The following is an 18,179-nucleotide window of genomic DNA, read 5'->3' as shown; positions in this document are numbered from 1 at the left end:
TTGTTCGCGCCTTTCTGCCAGGCGGCGCCTTGCCCGGCCTACGCGATGCGAGATTATCTTTGGGCCTGTGTAATTCCCACCGAGCCGCGCTGCATGGCGTTTAGTTATACAATCCCAGCTTCTGTGACAGCTCGCTCAGCTCACGCATCGCCGCCAGGCTTTTTTGTTTCCGCTGTTCCGCAGCAAGCTTCTCCCGCACCAGCTCCGCCACCCTCTCTGGCTCCTCAGACGAAACCACCCGGCAATCGTCTAATGCACAATATTCCCTAAAGCGCTGGCGGAACTTCATCTCTTCTTTTTCGCTGACCAGACCAAAGCCGCGCATCAGCTGGCGCGCGACCACTATGCGCGTAGCGATATTAATATCCTCTGAAGGCAGCAGCAGGATGGAATACCCGGACTGCCGCACAAGCTGTCGATTCCCGGCGACAATCTCCGGGCAGACATCGGCGGCAAGAAATCCCGAGGAGAGCACCACCACTCGTTTTTCATGCGGATTCTCCGCCAGCAGGCGAGAGCATAGCGCGGCGTTCTCACGCACATAGCGCTCATATCCATTGCGCTGAATATATTGGCGAATATTTAAAATCTGCTCGCAAAATTCGCTATCGAGATCGATAAGCCGGTAGCTCATCGCCTGCGCCAGCAGCGCTCCAACCGTGCTTTTCCCCACCCCGCCAGGGCCAATCAGAAATAGCGTATTCATCTTTATTCCTCGCGTCCGTGTGAAAGCATTATGTCAGCAGAATACGCCAAATAATTCCGCGGTCGCGGCCGTTTTTTGTTCACTTCCATCTCCCCAGCCAATCATTTCCATCCAATGTTTGCGTTATTCCCTTCACCTTTAAATCCTTACACTAACGGGATAACGTGGCTTAGAAAGGAGACCAATGATGACACCCGAACTCGAACACAGCTTCTCTCTCACCATTCAGGTAGACAAACCGATCATCGTCTCCCGCAGCCCGCAGAGCGGGAAACGTCAGCTGATCCCTATTCTCAGCGGAACCGTACGCGGTGAGCTTAACGGCCACGTCTTACCCGGCGGCGTCGACAGCCAGATCGTCGAACCTGACGGCACCTGCCGCCTCTCTGCCCGCTATGCATTACACGTGGAAGAAGGCACGGTATACATCGAAAACAACGGCATTCGCCGCCTACCCGAAGAGTACAAAGAGCGTCTTTTCGGCGACGATATGCGCTTTTTTAGCGATATTCCGCCGGAAGCTATCTATTTTCGTACCGTACCGACTTTTGAAGTGGATGCGCCTGCGCTGCGCTGGCTGACCACCTCGCTGTTTATCTGTTCCGGCGGCCGCACGCAGGACGGCGTGATGCTCGATTTTTATCGCGTCCGCTGATTTTCACTTTTTCAATATAACTGTTATCGCCGTCGGGCCATTTTTCCCCCGCGTGCCGCGGTCTATCCTCAATACATTCAAACGATGAACCTTATTCAAAACCGGAGAGTGTATGAAAGCGATCGCCATTACCCGCGCGGCGGCAGAAGGCAGCAATATTCCTTTTTTAACCGACATCGAGCTGCCGCAGCCGGTTGCCGAGGGACATGACCTGCTGGTTGAAGTGAAGGCTATTTCCGTCAACCCGGTGGATACCAAAGTCCGCGCCGGGTTTAACGCCGATACCCCGCGCGTGCTGGGCTGGGACGCGGTCGGCGTGGTGAAAGCCGTCGGCAGCGCGGTGACGCTGTTCGCCGCGGGAGATGAAGTGTGGTACGCCGGCGCGCTGGGCCGTCCGGGCAGCAACAGCGAATTTCAGTTAGTGGATGAGCGCATCGTCGCCCGCAAACCGCGTTCGCTGGATAATGCCGCCGCCGCCGCGCTGCCGCTCACCGCCATTACCGCCTGGGAGCTGCTGTTCCACCGTCTTGGCGTAGAGGAAGGCGGCAACGCGGGTGACACGCTGCTGATCGTCGGCGCGGCGGGCGGCGTCGGTTCGATACTGACCCAGCTCGCCAGCAAGCTCACCGGTATGACGGTCATTGGCACCGCCTCGCGCCCGGAAAGCCAGAAATGGGTACGGGAAGCGGGCGCGCATCATGTTATCGATCACAGCAAACCGCTCGCCGAAGAGCTGGCGCGGATTGGCGTCAAAGCGGTGACCCACGTCGCCAGCCTGACCAATACCGACCAGCACTATCCGCAGCTGATCGCCGCTCTCGCACCGCAGGGCAAGCTGGCGCTCATTGACGACCCGGAAACCCTCGACGTGGTGCCGCTGAAGGCGAAAAGCATCTCCCTGCATTGGGAATTTATGTTTACCCGCTCGATGTTCGACACGCCGGACATGATCGCCCAGCATCAGCTGCTGACCCGCGTGGCGGCGCTGATTGACGACAACACCATTAAGACCACCCTCGGCGAGCACTACGGCGCCATCACCGCCGCCAACCTGCAAAAAGCGCACGCGCAGCTGGAAACCGGGCGTTCGGTGGGCAAAATCGTGCTGGAGGGCTTTTAAGATGAGCGGCGAGGCGATTTCACTTCTCGCGGTGCTGACGGCGAAACCGGGCCACAGCGACGCGCTGCGCCAGGCCCTGCGGGCGCTGCTGCTGCCGACGCGTCAGGAGCCAGGCAACCTTGATTACGCCCTGTTTCAGCTGCGCGATGCGCCGGATACGTTCTATATGCGCGAATCCTGGCACAATCAGGAAGCGCTGGACGCGCATATCGCCCTGCCGCACTTCCAGGATTTTATTGCGCAGATGGATAGCCTGCTTGCCGGGCCGCTGCGGCTGGATTATCTGACGCCCGTCGCGCCCTGATATTTTCTACATTCCATTTGCAGGGGTGAGCCCATCTTTAACCCTTTGAGCTCTCCCCCACCCATCGCGCCTCAACCAGGCTACGCTTGATCCTGCCGCTCAAAAAACGCTCTCCCCCCTCCGTTTTATTCAACGCCGTTATGTAGAAGAGGTTTTGCTATGCAGATCAACGCTATTGGAACGAACTCGGCCAGCCAGCCGTTGGGGTCTATGGCCATCACCCGCCGCGAACCGGGGCCGGACGATGTGCAGATCGCCATTGATTATTGCGGCGTCTGCCACTCGGATGTACACCAGGCCCGCTCCGAGTGGGCAGGGACACTCTATCCCTGCGTGCCGGGCCATGAAATCGTCGGCCGGGTGACCGCTGTAGGCAGCCGGGTCTCCGGCCACGCCGCTGGCGATCTGGTGGGCGTCGGCTGTATGGTCGACAGCTGTAAAGAGTGCGAGGAGTGCCGGGACGGGCTGGAAAACTATTGCGATCGTATGGTGCTCACCTATAACGGCCCGACGCAGGACGCGCCCGGCCACACGCTCGGCGGTTACTCCCAGCAGATCGTTGTGCATCAGCGCTACGTGCTGCGCGTCCGCCATCCCAAAGAGCAGCTGGCCGCCGTCGCGCCGCTGCTGTGCGCGGGCATCACAACTTACTCGCCGCTACGCCACTGGAACGTCGGACCGGGCAAAAAAGTCGGCATCGTGGGCATTGGCGGGCTGGGGCATATGGGCATCAAGTTGGCCCACGCCATGGGCGCCCACGTGGTGGCCTTTACCACCTCGGAATCCAAGCGTGACGCGGCGCGGGAGCTGGGCGCGGACGAAGTGGTGGTCTCGCGCAACGAAAACGAAATGGCCGCCCACCTGAAGAGCTTCGACTTCATACTCAACACCGTGGCGGCGCCGCATAACCTCGATGCCTTCACCACCCTGCTCAAACGCGACGGCACCATGACGCTGGTGGGCGCGCCCGCCACGCCGCATCCCTCGCCGGAAGTGTTTAATCTGATCTTCCGCCGCCGGTCAATTGCCGGGTCGATGATCGGCGGCATCCCGGAAACCCAGGAGATGCTCGATTTCTGCGCCGAGCACGGTATCGTCGCCGATATAGAGCTGATTCGCGGCGACCAGATTAACGAGGCCTGGGAGCGGATGATTAAAGGCGACGTGAAATACCGCTTCGTCATCGACAGCGCCACGCTCGGCGGCTAAGCCCCGCGACGAAAAGTGCGCCGCCACTCCGCCGGGCTGACGCCAAAGCGCGCTTTAAACTGCTGGCGCCAGGTTACGGCGGAGCGATAGCCCACTTCCTCCGCCACCTGCCCGACCGGTAAATCCCCGGCCTCCAGCAGGATCTGGCTGCGCCGCAGGCGCTCGGCGGCCAGCCAGTCGGCGATGCCCATGCCGGTCGCTTTGGCGAAATGGCGGGTCAGGGTCCGGCGGCTCATCGCCGCGACCTGCGCCAGCGAGTCGAGATTATGCGGTTCGCGGATGTGCTGCTGGAGATACTCAAGCAGGCCGTTTATCCGCGCGTCGCGGGTGTTTTTGGGTACCGGCTGGGCGATAAACTGCGCCTGGCCGCCCTCACGGTGCGGCGGGACGATCATCCGCCGGGCGATCTGATTGGCGACAAGGCTGCCGAAGCGCTGGCGAATGAGATACAGGCAGCAGTCGAGCGCCGCCGCGGTGCCCGCCGAGGTAATGATCCCTTCATCGTCAACGTACAGCGCGTTGATATCCAGCCGCACCTGCGGAAACCGGCGCTGAAAATCCTGCTCAAACTCCCAGTGGGTCGCCGCGCGCCTGTCGTCCAGCAGCCCGGCGTAGCCGAGTACAAACGCCCCGAGGCACAGGCCGACGATCTGCGCGCCGTTATTGCGCGCGCGAACCAGGCCGTCAAGCAGCGGCTGCGGTGGGCGCTGATTCACCGCCCCCCAGTAAGGCACCACCACGATATCCGCCTGCGCCAGGAGGGAAAAATCGCCGCTGGCGTTCAGCGCGAAGCCGTCGCGGGCGCTGAGCAGCCCCGGCCGTTCGGCGCAAATATGCAGGTTAAAGCGTTTGGTTTCCGAGACCGTATCGCCAAACAGCATACAGGGCACCGAGTAGTGAAACGGGCTAAACCCGTCCACCGCCACAATCGCCACTTCCGTGAGTTTCATCGCCCGCTCCGCTTCTAAAAGACCATGCTTTCCCCATCCTGCGGGATGCTGACCGCTTCGGCAATCTGATTGTCAGCCACGTACTGGCGCAGCTCATCGCGGCTCAGCAGACAGTGGTTCACCGCGTCCATATGGCTGGCGACGATTTTGGCTTCCGGCAGGACGAAGTGCGCCTTCAGCACATCCTCTTTGCCCATGATGATCGGCCCAAAACCGATGACGTGCGCATACCCGGCATTCAGCACCACCACGTCAGGGCGCAGCCTGAGCATGTCGGCTTCCACTGCATCGCGCCAGATAGTGTCCCCCACCAGCCATAGGGTTTTCTCCTGCGGATGGCGCAGCACCACGCCGCAGGCTTCGCCCAGGCGCTCGGCCATTGCCGGCACCGCATAGGTGCGGTCGCTGCCGTGCTGGCCCGAGGTGGTTTTCACCAGCGCAACGTCAGCAAACGCGCTGTCCTCAGAGAGTAGACGAATATCGCGAAAGCCCTGGCCGCGCAGCAGCTGTCCGTCGGCATCATGCTGGACATAAACCGGCAGGGTTTTGGGGATCGCGGCGATCGCCGCCTCGTCCCAGTGATCCTGATGAGTGTGGGTGACGATAACCGCATCCACGTCAACGATCGCTTCGATGGAAAAAGGCAGTTCCACCAGCGGGTTACGCAACTCGCTGCGCGCGGTACCGGCAAAGCCCGCCCAGGCGCCTTTGGCAGAAAGCATCGGGTCAATCAGAAACTTTTTACCCGCATAATCAATAAGCTGGGTGGCATTACGCACATGGGTGATTTTCATGATGTTCATTCCTCTTCGCGGTTATCTGCTGAACATCGTACGTCCCACAAGCCTGGCGCAACATGGGCGTTTGGGCAATGAACGATGAAATCGGGCCAATCTGCGACGGTTGCCATCGGCTCCCGGCTATGGTGTGCTGAACGCTCAACTTTGAGGAACAGTGGCTACGATGAAAAAGAAACTCACCTCCGCCGATATGCACGATGTCGAGGTTCTGGCAGACACCCCATGGTTCAGCATGCGCAAGGTCGGAATTGATATGGCCCCCGGCGATCGGCGGGATTTTTTCTCCATTCACTATCCTCGCCCGGCGGTGGGAATTGTGGCGATGCAGGATGACAAAGTGCTGCTGATTCGCCACTACCGCTACCTGATCGATCGGGTGGTGTGGGCGATTCCTTCCGGCGGCGTCGATGAAGGCGAAGACCCGCGCGAGGCGGCCCTGCGCGAGCTGCGGGAAGAGACCGGCTGGCAGGCGCAGCGCGCCGACGAAATTATCCGCTATAACCCCTCCTACGGCAGCAGCGACCAGTTGTTTATTACCTGGCTGGCCCACGATTTGACCTGGGTGGGAATGGATGAAGATCAGGACGAAGTGATGGAAACGGGCTGGTTTACCCTCGAAGAAATAGGCCAGCTGATCGTCCGCGGCGAGATGCCGGACGGGCTATCGCTGGTGCCGCTGCTGCATCTGATGGCGCAGCGGCGCACCGGTTTAGCGTAGCGGCTTCAGCATCCGCCAGCGGAACCACAGCTGAGCGACGAGGATCAGCAGGCCGCCGATAATTTTCTGCAGCGGTAGCTGTTCGCCGTACCACAGCGCGGCGGCAATCACCGTGAGCAGCGGTTCCAGCACCATAATAATCGCCGCGCTGGCGACCGCCGCGTACTTCTGCCCCTTCATTTGCAGGCCGAAGCGCAGGCTGGTGGCGATAACGATGCTGGCGAGCAGCCAGCCGAAGGTCGGCAGGGTAAACGGCTGAGTCCAGCTTTCAACGGCGGCGGAGATCCCCAGTCCGACAATGCCGGTAATGCCGAGCTGCACGGTGGTCAGCGGTATCAGCGGCACCTCGCGGGCGCTTTTGCTGGTGTAGCAAAACCAGATCGATTGCACCAGCGCGGTCAACAGGAACCAGCCCTGGCTGGGGTGAAACGCAATCGGCATATGCAGGCTGAGTAAGCCGAGACCGACAACCGCAATCGGCAGGCACTCCCAGTAGGCCCGCGCCGGCCGCGCCTTCATCATCACCCATGCGGTAAGCGGCACGAACAGCATCGACAGGCTCATGATAAACGCCCCTTCGCCCAGCGACGGGGTCGTTGATACCGAGTAGATCCACAGGCACAGGTTTAGCGCAAACCACAGGCCGCTGATAATCATGCGCGGCCACTGCTGCCTCTCGACGCGAAGGCCGCGGCAGAAAGGCAGCAGCAGCAGCGCGGCGAAGAAAAAGCGCAGGCCGAGGAAAGCGAAAACCGGCATGCCGGCAATCGCTTCCCGGGAAAAAATCCATCCGCAGGCGGCGATAACCGTCGCGGCTATGAGCAGCAAATCAGCCTGGCGTTGCCGGGTCATCGCCACGTCTCCTTGTGTGAGTGATTACCAGCCGGGCACCGCGCCGCCGTTAAAGATCGTCTCCGCCGCCTTCGCCACCTCTGGCGACTGGTAGGACTGGATAAACGCTTTGACGTTTTCCGCGTCTTTGTTGTCTTCGCGGGTCACGATGATGTTCACATAGGGCGAGTTTTTATCTTCAATAAAGATGCCGTCGCGTACCGGGGAGAGGCCGGTCTGCTGCAGGTAGGTAGTGCTGATGATCGCCACGTCGACCTTCGGGTCGTCGATGACGCGCGGCAGCTGCGCTCCTTCCAGCTCCATAATTTTCAGGTGATGCGGGTTGTCGATGATATCAACCGCCGTCGGCAGCAGGCCGGTGCCCGCTTTGAGGGTAATCAGCTTTTCCTGCTGGAGCAGAAGCAGCGCGCGGCCCAGGTTGGTCGGGTCGTTCGGAATGGCGATGGTCGCGCCGTCTTTCAGCTCGGCGACGGATTTTATTTTGCGCGAGTAGCCCGCCATCGGGAAGACGAAGGTGTTGCCCACCGCCACCAGGCGATAGTTGTGGGCTTTATTATCCTGTTCGAGGAACGGGCGGTGCTGAAAGACGTTGGCGTCCAGATCGCCGGCGTTGGTGGACTCATTCGGCAGCAGCGAGCCGCTAAAGCCCACCAGCTCCACGTCGAGGCCATATTTCTCTTTAGCCACTTTCTTCGCCACTTCCGCCACATCCTGTTCCGCGCCGTTAATCACGCCGACTTTAATGTGTTTCGCATCGCTGCCCTTCTGGTCGCAGCCCGCCAGCAGCAGGCCCGCCAGCACCACGGCGGCGGCTGTCCGTAAACGCAATTTCATTGTTATCACCCCGTCAGTCCATAGAAATCGTTATTATTTTTTCGTCTGAAACTATAACGACTTTGTGCTGGGGTTTTAAACGCAAAAACCGCAACCGGAAATAAAATCATCTTCCCCCTTTCTCCCGGGGGCGGCGCGATGCGCCTGCCCGGGCTACGGGTTCACCGCCGGCTGCGATCGAGTAGCCCGGACAGGTGCGCAGCGCCGCCTCCGGGGATCTCTTCAACGGTGAGGCTCGTTCCGCAGAACGGCGCCTTACAGCCCCAGCTCACTCAGCCCCGGGTGATCGTCCGGGCGACGGCCCTGGGGCCAGTGAAACAGACGCTCGCTCTCCGTAATGGGCAGATCGTTGATGCAGGCGTAGCGCGTCTGCATCAGTCCGTGCTCGTCGAATTCCCAGTTCTCGTTGCCGTATGAACGAAACCAGTTGCCGCTGTCGTCGTGCCACTCATAGGCAAAGCGTACCGCAATACGGTTATCGCTCCACGCCCACAGTTCCTTAATCAGCCGGTACTCCTGCTCTTTACGCCATTTGCACTGCAGGAAGTCGATAATCTGCGTTCTGCCGTGAACAAATTCGCTGCGGTTACGCCATTCGCTCTCGACGGTATAGGCCAGCGCGACCTTAGCGGCATCGCGGCTGTTCCAGCCATCTTCCGCGGCACGGACTTTTTGCGCGGCGCTCTCGCGGGTGAACGGCGGCAGAGGCGGACGTTGTTCGGTCATCATGAATCTCCTGTATGAATACCCTTCATACTTCAAGTTGCTTATGTGTTGGCTACACTCGTTCACCCCAGTCACATAGTTATCTATGCTCCTGGGGACTCACTCCCTTGCCGCCTTTAAGCAACTCGAATTATTTTGGGTATATAAGCTGCTGCAGGCGCTGATTTTCCCGCTCCAGTTCGTCAATACGCTGTTGCAGCGTCTGGCTATACTCCGCCACCTGCCGGGCGGTGTAGCGGGGGGTAATATGCTGCGGGCAGTTCCAGTCAAAAGCCTGTAAGTGGAAACGGTAGATGCGCTCAATCCGGGCCCGATAGTTCTCCGGCGCGACCTGCGCCAGCAGCTGCGGGTCGGCATCCACCGCTACAACCTCTACGGTGGCGTAGATTTTCAGCCTGGCACGGCGCGGGTAATCCATCAAAAACAGACAGGCCCGATCGCTGCCGCGCAGGTTGCCGGTGGTGATGTACTGGCGATTACCGGAAAAATCCGCCATCCCAAGGGTGGTTTCATCCAGCAGATGCAGAAAGCCCACCGGGCCGCCGCGATGCTGAATATAGGGCCAGCCGGTTTGCGAAAGGGTGGCCAGATAGAAGCTGTCGCGGGTGGCAATCATCGCCTCCTCGCTGGCGCCGAAGCGCTCACCCCGGCGCTGGCGATGCGGCGACTGCCACAGCTCATCGCTGCCCATTTCATGCTGGACATCCATCACGTCCGGCGTCATGGCGATATCAAGAAATTCTGCTGGCATAGGTCCTCCCGATGCGTTGCGGCGTAACTCATCATGGACTGTGCTGGCAGAAAAGATAATAGTGGCAATATGACAATCATCTTTCCGTAAAACGGGATAATTATGGACCGACTCAGCGCGATGGCGCTGCTGGTGAAAGTGGCCGAACTCGGCAGCATGTCGGCGGCGGCGCGGGCGCTGAATATGCCCCTGACCACCGTTAGCCGCCAGATTGGCGAACTGGAAAATACCCTCGGCGTGCGCCTGATGATCCGCACCACCCGCAAGCTGACGCTGACCGATGCCGGCGTCGATTATGTCGCCGCCGCGCGGCGCATTCTCGAAGAGGTGGAGAACGCCGAGCGCCAGGCGGCGGGCGAATATCAGGAGCCAAAAGGCGAACTGGTTCTCTCAGCCCCCACCATGTTCGGTCGTCAGCATGTTTTGCCGGTGGTGACGGATTTTCTCGCCCGCTACCCGCAGATTCGCGTCCGTTTACTGCTTAGCGACCGCAACGCCGATCTGGTGGGCGATCATATTGATTTAGCGGTGCGTATCGGTACGCTGCCGGACAGCGGGATGGTGGCCACCCGGCTGGGCGAGATGCGTATTGTGACCTGCGCGCACCCGGCTTTGCTGGAAAAACACGGCATACCCGAACGCCCGCGCGAGCTGGCCGCGCTACCGATCATTCGTATTGAATCGCCAATGCCTTATCGCGGCTGGCGCTTTAACGCCGAAGAGGCGGAGGACCGGCTGGTGGCGCTGCAGCCAGTGCTGTCGCTGACCACGCCGGAGAGCGCCGCCGACGCCGCCCGTCTGGGGGCCGGCGTGGCGCGCCTGCTGCATTACCAGGCGATCGACGGCCTGGCCCGCGGCGAGCTGAAGCTGCTCCTGCAGGCGATGGAACCAGAGCCTGCACCGGTGCACCTGCTGTACACCTCGCGGGATCTGGCTCCGCTTAAGCTGCGTAAATTTATCGATTTCGCCGCGCCGGCTCTCCGTCGGGCGCTGCGGCGTATTGCCGCCGCCGTCTAGCGTATGCCGGTTTTCAGCGGCGCTTCTTTCAGTAGCCAGGAGAGGGCAAACGCCACCGCCATAATGCAGGCCGCCATCAGAAACGCCGCATGGATAGCGGACCCGAAGGCGTCCAGATAATCGAGGCGGATCTCCGCCGGGAGATTCTGCACCGCCGCCGGGTTCAGCGCCCTCGGCAGCTGCGCCCCTTCCGGCAGCAGGCGCTGGAGATTGCTTTGCAGCACGTGAGTAAACACCGCCCCAAACAGCGCCACGCCGATGGAACCGCCAATCGATCGAAACAGCGTGACCCCGGAGGTCGCCACGCCGTACATCTGCGCGGGCATCGCGTTCTGTACCGCCAGCACCAGCACCTGCATCACCAGCCCCAGGCCCGCCCCCAGCACGCCGGTAAACAGGTACAGCTGCCACATCGCGGAGTGGATGGTGATGCGCGTCAGCAGCACCATGCCGACGACCCCCAGCAGGGTGCCGATAATCGGAAATACGCGATACTTGCCGGTGCGGCTGATAATGCGCCCGCTGACGATCGAGGTTAGCAGCAGGCCGCCCATTAGCGGGATCAGCTGCAGGCCCGCCTCGGTCGGCGTCGCCTCTTTGACCACCTGCAAATAGAGCGGCAGGAAGGTCACCGAGCCGAACAGCGCCATGCCGATAACAAAGCCAATCAGGCTGCACAGCAAAAAGCTGCGGTTGCGGAATAAGGAGAGCGGAATAATCGGCTCGCTGGCCAGCCGCTCTTCATGAATAAAGCCGACAATCCCGACCAGGCCAAACGCCAGGATGCACCACAGCTGCGGGTCGCTCCACGCGCGGACGCTGCCGCCCTCTGAGGTAAACAGGATGATGCACAGCAGCGCCATGCTGAGGTAAATCGCCCCCAGCCAGTCGATCTGGTGCTGGCTGCGCTTGTTGCTGCTGTGAAAAACCGCACCGATCACCAGCAGCGCAAACAGCCCCAGCGGCAGGTTGATGTAAAAAATCCAGCGCCAGGAGGCGTGCTGCACCAGGAAGCCGCCGATTAACGGCCCGATTACCGTCGCCAGGCCAAAGACGCCGCCGAACAGACCCTGATAGCGGCCGCGATTCGCCGGCGGGATGACGTCAGCCACCGCCGCCATGCTGATCACCATCAGGCCGCCGCCGCCCAGCCCCTGCAGGCCGCGCATCAGCACCAGCTGGGTCATATTTTGCGCCAGCCCGCAGAGGGCGGAACCGGCAAGAAACAGCACAATCGCCACCTGCAGAACGATTTTACGCCCGAACAGATCGCCGAATTTGCCGTACAGCGGCACCGCGATGGTGGAACTGAGGATGTAGGCGGTGACCACCCAGGAGAGCTTATCCAGCCCGCCGAGCTCGCCGACGATGGTCGGCAGCGCGGTGGAAACGATAGTCTGATCCAGCGCCGAGAGCAGCATCACCAGCAGCAGGGCGCTGAAGAGCAGGCGGATCGAGGGCACCGCCGGTTGGCTGGCGATTTCAGATGTCATAGCATCACTCGCTTGAAATTAATTAAATGCATAATTAATATTTAGGGAAATGATGAATCTGGTCAAGGGATCGCCACAGGATGTCAGCACAAAAAGACAACGAAGCCCCGCGTCGTCCCGGTCGCCCGCGCGGGCAGAAATCCGGCTCCGCCAACCGCGAACAGCTGATGGATATTGCCCTGGCGCTGTTTGCCCGCCACGGGATCGCCCGCATTTCGCTGAACGCCATCGCCAAAGAGGCGGGGGTAACGCCCGCGATGCTGCACTACTACTTCAGCTCGCGCGAAGCGCTGGTGGAAAAGCTGGTCGAAGAGCGCTTTATGCCGCTACGCAGCGAGATCGGACAAATTTTTGTCGCGCACGGCGACGATCCGGTCACCGCTTTTACGCTGCTTATTGAAACCCTGGCGGCCATGGCGGAGAAAAACGCGTGGTTCGCGCCGCTGTGGATGCAGGAGATCATCGGCGAGATGCCGGTGCTGCGCCAGCATATGCACGCGCGTTTTGGCGATGAGAAGTACCACAAGATGCTGGAGACGGTGCGCCGCTGGCAGCGGGAGGGTAAGCTTAATCCGGCGCTCTCCCCGGAGCTGCTGTTTACCACCCTGATAAGCCTGGTGCTGGTGCCGTTTTCCCGCACCCACACCGATCCGCGGTTGCAATCGGTAGACCGGAAGATGATTGTCAGCCACGCCCTGGCCCTGATAGGCCGGGGGATCGGCGGCTAATTCCCCCGGCTCGCGCTGCGCTTAGCCGGGCTACAGGTTCACAGCCGTCTGCAATCCGGGGAATACAATCCGGTTCACAACCGCCTGCGATCGGGTAGCCCGGATAAGGCGACAGCCGCCATCCGGGGGATTCAATCCGCTTCACAGCCGCCTGCGTTCGGGTAGCCCGGACAGGCGCACAGCGCCGCCTCCGGGAGGGTCTCCTGAGGCCCGGCTTACAATACTTTCGACAAATAATGGCGCTGCATACCCGCGTGCGGGAAGTCCGGCAGCGACATCTGCAGCTGATAGCCCAGCTTCTGATAAAACGGCAGCGCCTGAAAGCTGAACGTATCCACCAGCACGTGGCTGCAGCCGCGCGCCCGCGCCTGGTTTTCCGCTTCATGCATCAGCTCGCTGCCAAGGCCGCTGCCGCGCGAGGCTTCGCTGACCCACAGATAGTCAATACACAGCCAGCTGCCCTTGCGTTTGCCGATCAACCCGCCGCGCATCGCGCCAGCGTCATCGCGTGAATAAACGCCCAGCTCGCCGAACTGAGCCGGGTCCAGAAAGCGCAGATTGTATTCCCGTAGCCCCGCCAGCAGCTCTTCTTGATCGGCGGGATTAATGTTCTCTGTTATTATTAATGTCATTGATTATCTCCATCTTTTATTTTTCACAGACCATTCACCACCCTACTTTCACAAAATATCCTTTTTTTCTCCATTATTTCCTGACTAAATTCCCTGCACTAAATTTTGTGTAAAAAACCTTCCCATCATTCGGTACGGACGTATAATGGGGAAAATGAGAACGATCATTCTCAAAACCAAAAACCATGGAGAACCCCACAAGTAATGCCCTGTAGCAGGCGTTATCGCTCGGTTCAGAGCCTGTAACCGCCGTCTGATGCCGTATTCGCCGCACGGGAAAATCTCGGAAAAACCGCTTAATCAATAGCGGTATTCACCGAGTTATTTACTGCAAACAGGAATATTTATTTCCCATTGGGTTATTTGTGCTTGCCCGGAGATGCATCATCGCCCGGCCCATCACCCCGCCAGTGAATTTGCGGGGCGGACGTCGTTCATCCTGAGAAAATATAATGAAATATACTTTAGCCCCCATCGCAGCAGCATTATTTCTCCTTAGCGGGTGCGATAATGCGCAAAACGCTTCCCCGCAGCAGATGACGCAGGAAGTGGGTGTCGTTACCCTGCACGGCCAGCCTGTCCCTGTGGTGAGCAGCCTGACCGGACGCACCACCGCCTCGCTTAGCGCCGAAGTGCGCCCGCAGGTCGGCGGGATCGTGCAAAAACGCCTGTTTACCGAGGGCGATATGGTCAAAGCCGGACAGGCGCTGTACCAAATCGACCCGTCAAGCTATCGCGCGACGTTTAACGAAGCCGCCGCATCGCTGAAACAGGCCCAGGCGCTGGTCATCGCCGATTGCCAAAAAGCCCAGCGCTACGCGGTGCTGGTCAAAGATAACGGCGTCTCCCGTCAGGACGCCGATGACGCGATAGCGACCTGTAACCAGGATAAGGCCAGCGTCGAGTCGAAAAAAGCGGCGCTGGAAAGCGCGCGCATTAACCTGAACTGGACCACCGTGACCGCACCGATTGCCGGGCGCATCGGGATCTCTTCCGTCACGCCGGGCGCGCTGGTGTCCGCCGATCAGGATATCGCGCTGGCGACGATCCGCGGCCTGGATACGATGTACGTCGATCTCACCCGATCCAGCGTCGATCTGCTGCGCCTGCGTAAGCAAAGCCTGGCGAGCAACAGCGATACCCTTAACGTCACCCTGACTCTTGAAGATGGCAGCACCTACAGCGAAAAAGGTCGCCTGGCGCTGACCGAAGTGGCGGTGGATGAATCGACCGGCTCGGTCACGCTGCGCGCGGTCTTTCCCAATCCGCAGCACGTGCTGCTGCCGGGGATGTTCGTTCGCGCCCGCATAGACGAAGGCATCATGAACGATGCGATCCTCGCCCCGCAGCAGGGCATCACCCGCGATGCCAAAGGCGATGCCACCGCGCTGGTGGTTGACGCTAATAACAAGGTTGAACAGCGCAGCGTGGAAACCGGCGAAACCTACGGCGACAAATGGCTTATCGTCAACGGCCTGAAGAGCGGCGACAGGTTGATTGTCGAAGGAACCGGCAAAGTGGCGCCGGGCCAGCAGGTCAAAGCCGCCGAAGTCAAAAATGACGGAGGCAACGCCTGATGTTCTCCCGTTTCTTCGTGCGACGCCCGGTCTTCGCCTGGGTTATCGCCATTCTGATTATGCTCGCCGGGATTCTGGCTATCCGCACCCTGCCGGTCGCCCAGTATCCTGACGTCGCCCCGCCGGCGATAAAAATCTCCGCCACCTACACCGGGGCCTCTGCGGAAACCCTGGAAAACAGCGTCACCCAGGTTATTGAGCAGCAGCTCACCGGACTGGACAACCTGCTCTACTTTACGTCCACCAGCAGCTCCGACGGCTCGGTCAGCATTACCGTCACCTTTGAGCAGGGTACCGATCCGGATACCGCCCAGGTTCAGGTGCAGAACAAAGTGCAGCAGGCGGAATCCCGTCTGCCGAGCGAAGTTCAGCAGTCCGGCGTAACGGTGGAGAAATCGCAGAGCAGCTTCCTGCTGATCCTCGCGGTGTATGACAAAAACAACAAAGCCACCAGTTCCGACATCTCCGACTGGCTGGTCAGCAACATGCAGGATCCGATGGCGCGTATTGAAGGCGTCGGCAGCCTGCAGGTGTTCGGCGCCGAATACGCCATGCGCATCTGGATGGACCCGACCAAACTGGCCTCCTATTCGCTGATGCCATCCGATGTGCAATCGGCCATTGAGGCGCAGAACGTGCAGGTGTCCGCCGGTAAAATCGGCGCGCTACCCGCCTCCAACGCGCAGCAGCTGACCGCCACCGTGCGTGCCCAGTCGCGGCTGCAAACCGTCGCCCAGTTCAAAGAGATTATCGTCAAGAGCAAGAGCGACGGTTCGGTGGTGCGCCTGAGCGACGTCGCCCGCGTTGAGATGGGCAGCGAAGATTACACCGCCTCCGCCAATCTCAACGGCCATCCGGCTGCCGGGATCGCGGTGATGATGGCGCCGGGCGCTAACGCCCTGAATACCGCGACGCTGGTGAAAAACAAGATTGCCGAGTTCCAGCGTCAGATGCCGCAGGGTTACGATATCGCCTATCCGAAAGACAGCACCGAATTCATCAAAATCTCGGTGGAGGATGTGATTCAGACGCTGTTCGAGGCGATTATCCTCGTGGTCTGCGTGATGTATCTGTTCCTGCAAAACTTCCGCGCCACGCTGATCCCGGCGGTGGCGGTTCCGGTCGTGCTGCTGGGCACCTTCGGCGTGCTGGCGCTGTTCGGCTACTCCATCAACACCCTGACGCTGTTTGCGATGGTGCTGGCGATAGGCCTGCTGGTGGATGACGCCATCGTGGTGGTGGAAAACGTCGAGCGTATCATGCGCGACGAGGGGCTGCCCGCCCGCGAAGCCACCGAAAAATCGATGGGCGAAATCTCCGGCGCGCTGATCGCCATTGCCCTGGTGCTCTCGGCAGTGTTCCTGCCGATGGCCTTCTTCGGCGGCTCAACCGGGGTGATTTATCGCCAGTTCTCGGTGACCATTATCTCGGCGATGATGCTCTCCGTGGTGGTCGCCTTAACCTTAACCCCGGCGCTGTGCGGCGCGCTGCTGAGCCATTCTAAACCGCATACCAAAGGCTTCTTCGGCGCCTTTAACCGCCTGTGGGGACGCACCGAGCAGGGCTATCAGCATCGTGTTGTTGGCGGCCTGCGCCGCTCGGCGATGATGATGGGCGCTTTTGTCCTGATTTGCGGCGGCATGGCGCTGGCGATGTGGAAACTGCCGGGCAGCTTCCTGCCGACGGAGGATCAGGGCGAAATCATGGTCCAGTACACGCTGCCCGCCGGGGCGACGGCGGTACGTACCGCCGAGGTTCGCCGCCAGGTCACCGACTGGTTCCTGACGAAAGAGAAAGCCAATACCGACGTGATCTTTACCGTCGACGGCTTTAGCTTTAGCGGCAGCGGACAAAACGCCGGGATGGCCTTCGTGTCGCTGAAAAACTGGTCCGAACGTAAAGGCGAAGAAAATACCGCTCAGGCCATCTCCCTGCGCGCCACCAAAGAGCTCGGCAGCATTCGCGACGCCACCCTGTTCGCCATGACCCCGCCGTCGGTAGATGGCCTGGGGCAGAGCAACGGCTTCACCTTCGAACTGATGGCCAGCGGCGGTACCGATCGCGATAGCCTGATGAAAATGCGCAGCCAGCTGCTGGCCGCGGCGAATCAAAGTACCGAGCTGCAGTCGGTACGCGCCAACGATCTGCCGCAAATGCCGCAGCTGCAGGTGGATATCGATAATAACAAAGCCGTGTCGCTCGGGCTGTCGTTAAGCGATGTCACCGATACCCTTTCCAGCGCCTGGGGGGGGACCTACGTTAACGACTTTATCGATCGCGGTCGCGTGAAGAAGGTCTATATCCAGGGCGAAAGCGACGCCCGCGCCGTGCCGTCCGACCTCGGTAAATGGTTTGTGCGCGGCAGCGACGACAGCATGACGCCGTTCTCCGCCTTCGCCACCACCCGCTGGCAATACGGTCCGGAAAGCCTGGTGCGCTACAACGGTTCCGCCGCCTTTGAAATCCAGGGTGAGAACGCCAGCGGCTTCAGCTCCGGCGCGGCAATGGACAAGATGGAGGCCTTAGCCAATAACCTGCCCGCCGGTACCACCTGGGCATGGAGCGGCATGTCGCTGCAGGAAAAACTCGCCAGCGGCCAGGCGATGAGCCTCTACGCTATCTCGATTCTGGTGGTCTTCCTGTGCCTCGCGGCGCTGTATGAGAGCTGGTCGGTACCGTTCTCGGTGATCATGGTGATCCCGCTTGGGCTGCTCGGCGCGGCGCTGGCGGCGTGGATGCGCGGTCTGAGCAATGACGTTTACTTCCAGGTGGCGCTATTAACCACCATCGGCCTGTCGTCGAAGAACGCCATTCTGATCGTCGAATTCGCTGAATCGGCGGTGGAAGAGGGCTACTCCCTGTCGCGTGCCGCCATGCGCGCCGCGCAGACCCGTTTACGCCCTATTGTGATGACCTCGCTGGCGTTTATTGCCGGGGTGCTGCCGCTGGCGATCGCCACCGGAGCCGGGGCCAACAGCCGCGTGGCGATCGGTACCGGGATTATCGGCGGCACCCTGACGGCGACGCTGCTGGCGGTGTTCTTCGTGCCGCTGTTCTTTGTGCTGGTGAAACGTTTCTTCACCCGCCATCGTTCTTCTCAGGAGTAA

18 protein-coding genes are annotated in these 18,179 nt (G+C 60.4%); 9 read left to right on the top strand and 9 right to left on the bottom strand.

Annotation, left to right across the window (positions count from 1 at the left end; translation table 11 throughout):
• Positions 1-100: 100 nt before the first annotated feature.
• On the bottom strand, positions 101-706 hold the full coding sequence (locus tag SIK97_RS18210) for a shikimate kinase (protein ID WP_057174130.1): 606 nt from the start codon (positions 704-706) through the stop codon (positions 101-103).
• Between the two features lie 187 nt (positions 707-893).
• Here SIK97_RS18210 and SIK97_RS18205 point away from each other — a divergent pair, with 187 nt between their 5' ends.
• From SIK97_RS18205 to SIK97_RS18190, 4 genes are all read left to right on the top strand, one after another.
• Positions 894-1,361: a DUF3237 domain-containing protein gene (locus SIK97_RS18205; protein ID WP_057174129.1), complete on the top strand. Its 468-nt coding sequence runs from the start codon at positions 894-896 to the stop codon at positions 1,359-1,361.
• A gap of 112 nt (positions 1,362-1,473) precedes the next feature.
• Entirely contained in the window at positions 1,474-2,481 is a 1,008-nt protein-coding gene (locus tag SIK97_RS18200; protein WP_047722808.1) for a zinc-binding alcohol dehydrogenase family protein, read from the top strand.
• 1 nt (position 2,482) lies between these two features.
• Positions 2,483-2,785, top strand: a complete 303-nt coding sequence (locus SIK97_RS18195; protein ID WP_057174128.1) for a putative quinol monooxygenase — start codon at positions 2,483-2,485, stop codon at positions 2,783-2,785.
• Positions 2,786-2,944: 159 nt separating this feature from the next.
• Positions 2,945-3,994 (top strand): NAD(P)-dependent alcohol dehydrogenase, encoded by a 1,050-nt coding sequence (locus SIK97_RS18190; RefSeq protein ID WP_047722806.1) that lies wholly within the window; start codon positions 2,945-2,947, stop codon positions 3,992-3,994.
• Here the strand turns inward: SIK97_RS18190 and SIK97_RS18185 are convergent.
• A complete protein-coding gene (locus SIK97_RS18185) occupies positions 3,991-4,944 on the bottom strand; it encodes a GlxA family transcriptional regulator (RefSeq protein ID WP_057174127.1) in 954 nt (317 codons plus the stop codon). The two genes, SIK97_RS18190 and SIK97_RS18185, sit on opposite strands and share 4 nt — an antisense overlap.
• A gap of 14 nt (positions 4,945-4,958) precedes the next feature.
• A complete protein-coding gene (locus tag SIK97_RS18180; protein ID WP_057174126.1) occupies positions 4,959-5,738 on the bottom strand; it encodes an MBL fold metallo-hydrolase in 780 nt (259 codons plus the stop codon).
• Between the two features lie 169 nt (positions 5,739-5,907).
• Between SIK97_RS18180 and SIK97_RS18175 the strand changes: the two genes are divergently transcribed.
• Positions 5,908-6,462, top strand: a complete 555-nt coding sequence (locus SIK97_RS18175) for an NUDIX hydrolase (protein ID WP_047722804.1) — start codon at positions 5,908-5,910, stop codon at positions 6,460-6,462.
• On the opposite strand, the gene SIK97_RS18170 is transcribed toward SIK97_RS18175, so the two are convergent.
• From SIK97_RS18170 to SIK97_RS18155, 4 genes are all read right to left on the bottom strand, one after another.
• A complete protein-coding gene (locus SIK97_RS18170) occupies positions 6,454-7,314 on the bottom strand; it encodes a DMT family transporter (protein ID WP_014839817.1) in 861 nt (286 codons plus the stop codon). The genes SIK97_RS18175 and SIK97_RS18170 overlap by 9 nt on opposite strands.
• 24 nt (positions 7,315-7,338) lie before the next feature.
• Positions 7,339-8,148: a lipoprotein NlpA gene (nlpA, locus tag SIK97_RS18165; protein WP_025107595.1), complete on the bottom strand. Its 810-nt coding sequence runs from the start codon at positions 8,146-8,148 to the stop codon at positions 7,339-7,341.
• Between the two features lie 255 nt (positions 8,149-8,403).
• Positions 8,404-8,874 (bottom strand): DUF1348 family protein, encoded by a 471-nt coding sequence (locus SIK97_RS18160; RefSeq protein ID WP_057174125.1) that lies wholly within the window; start codon positions 8,872-8,874, stop codon positions 8,404-8,406.
• A gap of 130 nt (positions 8,875-9,004) precedes the next feature.
• Entirely contained in the window at positions 9,005-9,625 is a 621-nt protein-coding gene (locus SIK97_RS18155) for a pyridoxamine 5'-phosphate oxidase family protein (protein WP_014227288.1), read from the bottom strand.
• A gap of 102 nt (positions 9,626-9,727) precedes the next feature.
• Between SIK97_RS18155 and SIK97_RS18150 the strand changes: the two genes are divergently transcribed.
• Positions 9,728-10,642, top strand: coding sequence for a LysR family transcriptional regulator (locus SIK97_RS18150; protein WP_042946134.1), 915 nt, complete (start codon positions 9,728-9,730; stop codon positions 10,640-10,642).
• Here SIK97_RS18150 and SIK97_RS18145 read toward each other — a convergent pair.
• Positions 10,639-12,135, bottom strand: coding sequence for an MDR family MFS transporter (locus tag SIK97_RS18145; protein ID WP_047722802.1), 1,497 nt, complete (start codon positions 12,133-12,135; stop codon positions 10,639-10,641). The two genes, SIK97_RS18150 and SIK97_RS18145, sit on opposite strands and share 4 nt — an antisense overlap.
• Positions 12,136-12,215: 80 nt before the next feature.
• On the opposite strand from SIK97_RS18145, the gene SIK97_RS18140 reads away from it, so the two are divergent.
• Positions 12,216-12,863: a TetR/AcrR family transcriptional regulator gene (locus SIK97_RS18140; RefSeq protein ID WP_025107591.1), complete on the top strand. Its 648-nt coding sequence runs from the start codon at positions 12,216-12,218 to the stop codon at positions 12,861-12,863.
• A 215-nt stretch (positions 12,864-13,078) separates the two neighbouring features.
• On the opposite strand, the gene SIK97_RS18135 is transcribed toward SIK97_RS18140, so the two are convergent.
• Entirely contained in the window at positions 13,079-13,495 is a 417-nt protein-coding gene (locus SIK97_RS18135) for a GNAT family N-acetyltransferase (protein WP_047722801.1), read from the bottom strand.
• Positions 13,496-13,947: 452 nt separating this feature from the next.
• Here SIK97_RS18135 and SIK97_RS18130 point away from each other — a divergent pair, with 452 nt between their 5' ends.
• Together SIK97_RS18130 and eefB are read left to right on the top strand one after the other, a co-directional pair.
• Positions 13,948-15,072 (top strand): efflux RND transporter periplasmic adaptor subunit, encoded by a 1,125-nt coding sequence (locus tag SIK97_RS18130; protein WP_057174124.1) that lies wholly within the window; start codon positions 13,948-13,950, stop codon positions 15,070-15,072.
• Positions 15,072-18,179: a multidrug efflux RND transporter permease subunit EefB gene (gene eefB / locus SIK97_RS18125; RefSeq protein WP_057174123.1), complete on the top strand. Its 3,108-nt coding sequence runs from the start codon at positions 15,072-15,074 to the stop codon at positions 18,177-18,179. The genes SIK97_RS18130 and eefB overlap by 1 nt, the downstream gene beginning before the upstream one ends.

The organism is Klebsiella sp. JN_Kp126 (assembly GCF_033843325.1).
In the GTDB taxonomy this organism is placed as follows: domain Bacteria; phylum Pseudomonadota; class Gammaproteobacteria; order Enterobacterales; family Enterobacteriaceae; genus Klebsiella; species Klebsiella michiganensis.
The sequence above is the reverse complement of the archived record's forward strand: the minus strand, read 5'-3'. Positions and strand labels throughout refer to the sequence as shown.

What these genes read in the sequence shown, in the direction of transcription:
- SIK97_RS18200 (WP_047722808.1), top strand. Translation starts at nt 1,474, where the DNA reads ATGAAAGCGATCGCCATTACCCGCGCGGCGGCAGAAGGCAGCAATATT.
- SIK97_RS18130 (WP_057174124.1), top strand. Translation starts at nt 13,948, where the DNA reads ATGAAATATACTTTAGCCCCCATCGCAGCAGCATTATTTCTCCTTAGC.
- SIK97_RS18145 (WP_047722802.1), bottom strand. Translation starts at nt 12,135, where the DNA reads ATGACATCTGAAATCGCCAGCCAACCGGCGGTGCCCTCGATCCGCCTG.
- SIK97_RS18180 (WP_057174126.1), bottom strand. Translation starts at nt 5,738, where the DNA reads ATGAAAATCACCCATGTGCGTAATGCCACCCAGCTTATTGATTATGCG.
- SIK97_RS18175 (WP_047722804.1), top strand. Translation starts at nt 5,908, where the DNA reads ATGAAAAAGAAACTCACCTCCGCCGATATGCACGATGTCGAGGTTCTG.
- SIK97_RS18150 (WP_042946134.1), top strand. Translation starts at nt 9,728, where the DNA reads ATGGACCGACTCAGCGCGATGGCGCTGCTGGTGAAAGTGGCCGAACTC.
- SIK97_RS18155 (WP_014227288.1), bottom strand. Translation starts at nt 9,625, where the DNA reads ATGCCAGCAGAATTTCTTGATATCGCCATGACGCCGGACGTGATGGAT.
- nlpA (WP_025107595.1), bottom strand. Translation starts at nt 8,148, where the DNA reads ATGAAATTGCGTTTACGGACAGCCGCCGCCGTGGTGCTGGCGGGCCTG.
- SIK97_RS18185 (WP_057174127.1), bottom strand. Translation starts at nt 4,944, where the DNA reads ATGAAACTCACGGAAGTGGCGATTGTGGCGGTGGACGGGTTTAGCCCG.
- SIK97_RS18205 (WP_057174129.1), top strand. Translation starts at nt 894, where the DNA reads ATGACACCCGAACTCGAACACAGCTTCTCTCTCACCATTCAGGTAGAC.
- SIK97_RS18190 (WP_047722806.1), top strand. Translation starts at nt 2,945, where the DNA reads ATGCAGATCAACGCTATTGGAACGAACTCGGCCAGCCAGCCGTTGGGG.
- SIK97_RS18140 (WP_025107591.1), top strand. Translation starts at nt 12,216, where the DNA reads ATGTCAGCACAAAAAGACAACGAAGCCCCGCGTCGTCCCGGTCGCCCG.
- SIK97_RS18160 (WP_057174125.1), bottom strand. Translation starts at nt 8,874, where the DNA reads ATGACCGAACAACGTCCGCCTCTGCCGCCGTTCACCCGCGAGAGCGCC.
- SIK97_RS18135 (WP_047722801.1), bottom strand. Translation starts at nt 13,495, where the DNA reads ATGACATTAATAATAACAGAGAACATTAATCCCGCCGATCAAGAAGAG.
- SIK97_RS18195 (WP_057174128.1), top strand. Translation starts at nt 2,483, where the DNA reads ATGAGCGGCGAGGCGATTTCACTTCTCGCGGTGCTGACGGCGAAACCG.
- SIK97_RS18170 (WP_014839817.1), bottom strand. Translation starts at nt 7,314, where the DNA reads ATGACCCGGCAACGCCAGGCTGATTTGCTGCTCATAGCCGCGACGGTT.
- eefB (WP_057174123.1), top strand. Translation starts at nt 15,072, where the DNA reads ATGTTCTCCCGTTTCTTCGTGCGACGCCCGGTCTTCGCCTGGGTTATC.
- SIK97_RS18210 (WP_057174130.1), bottom strand. Translation starts at nt 706, where the DNA reads ATGAATACGCTATTTCTGATTGGCCCTGGCGGGGTGGGGAAAAGCACG.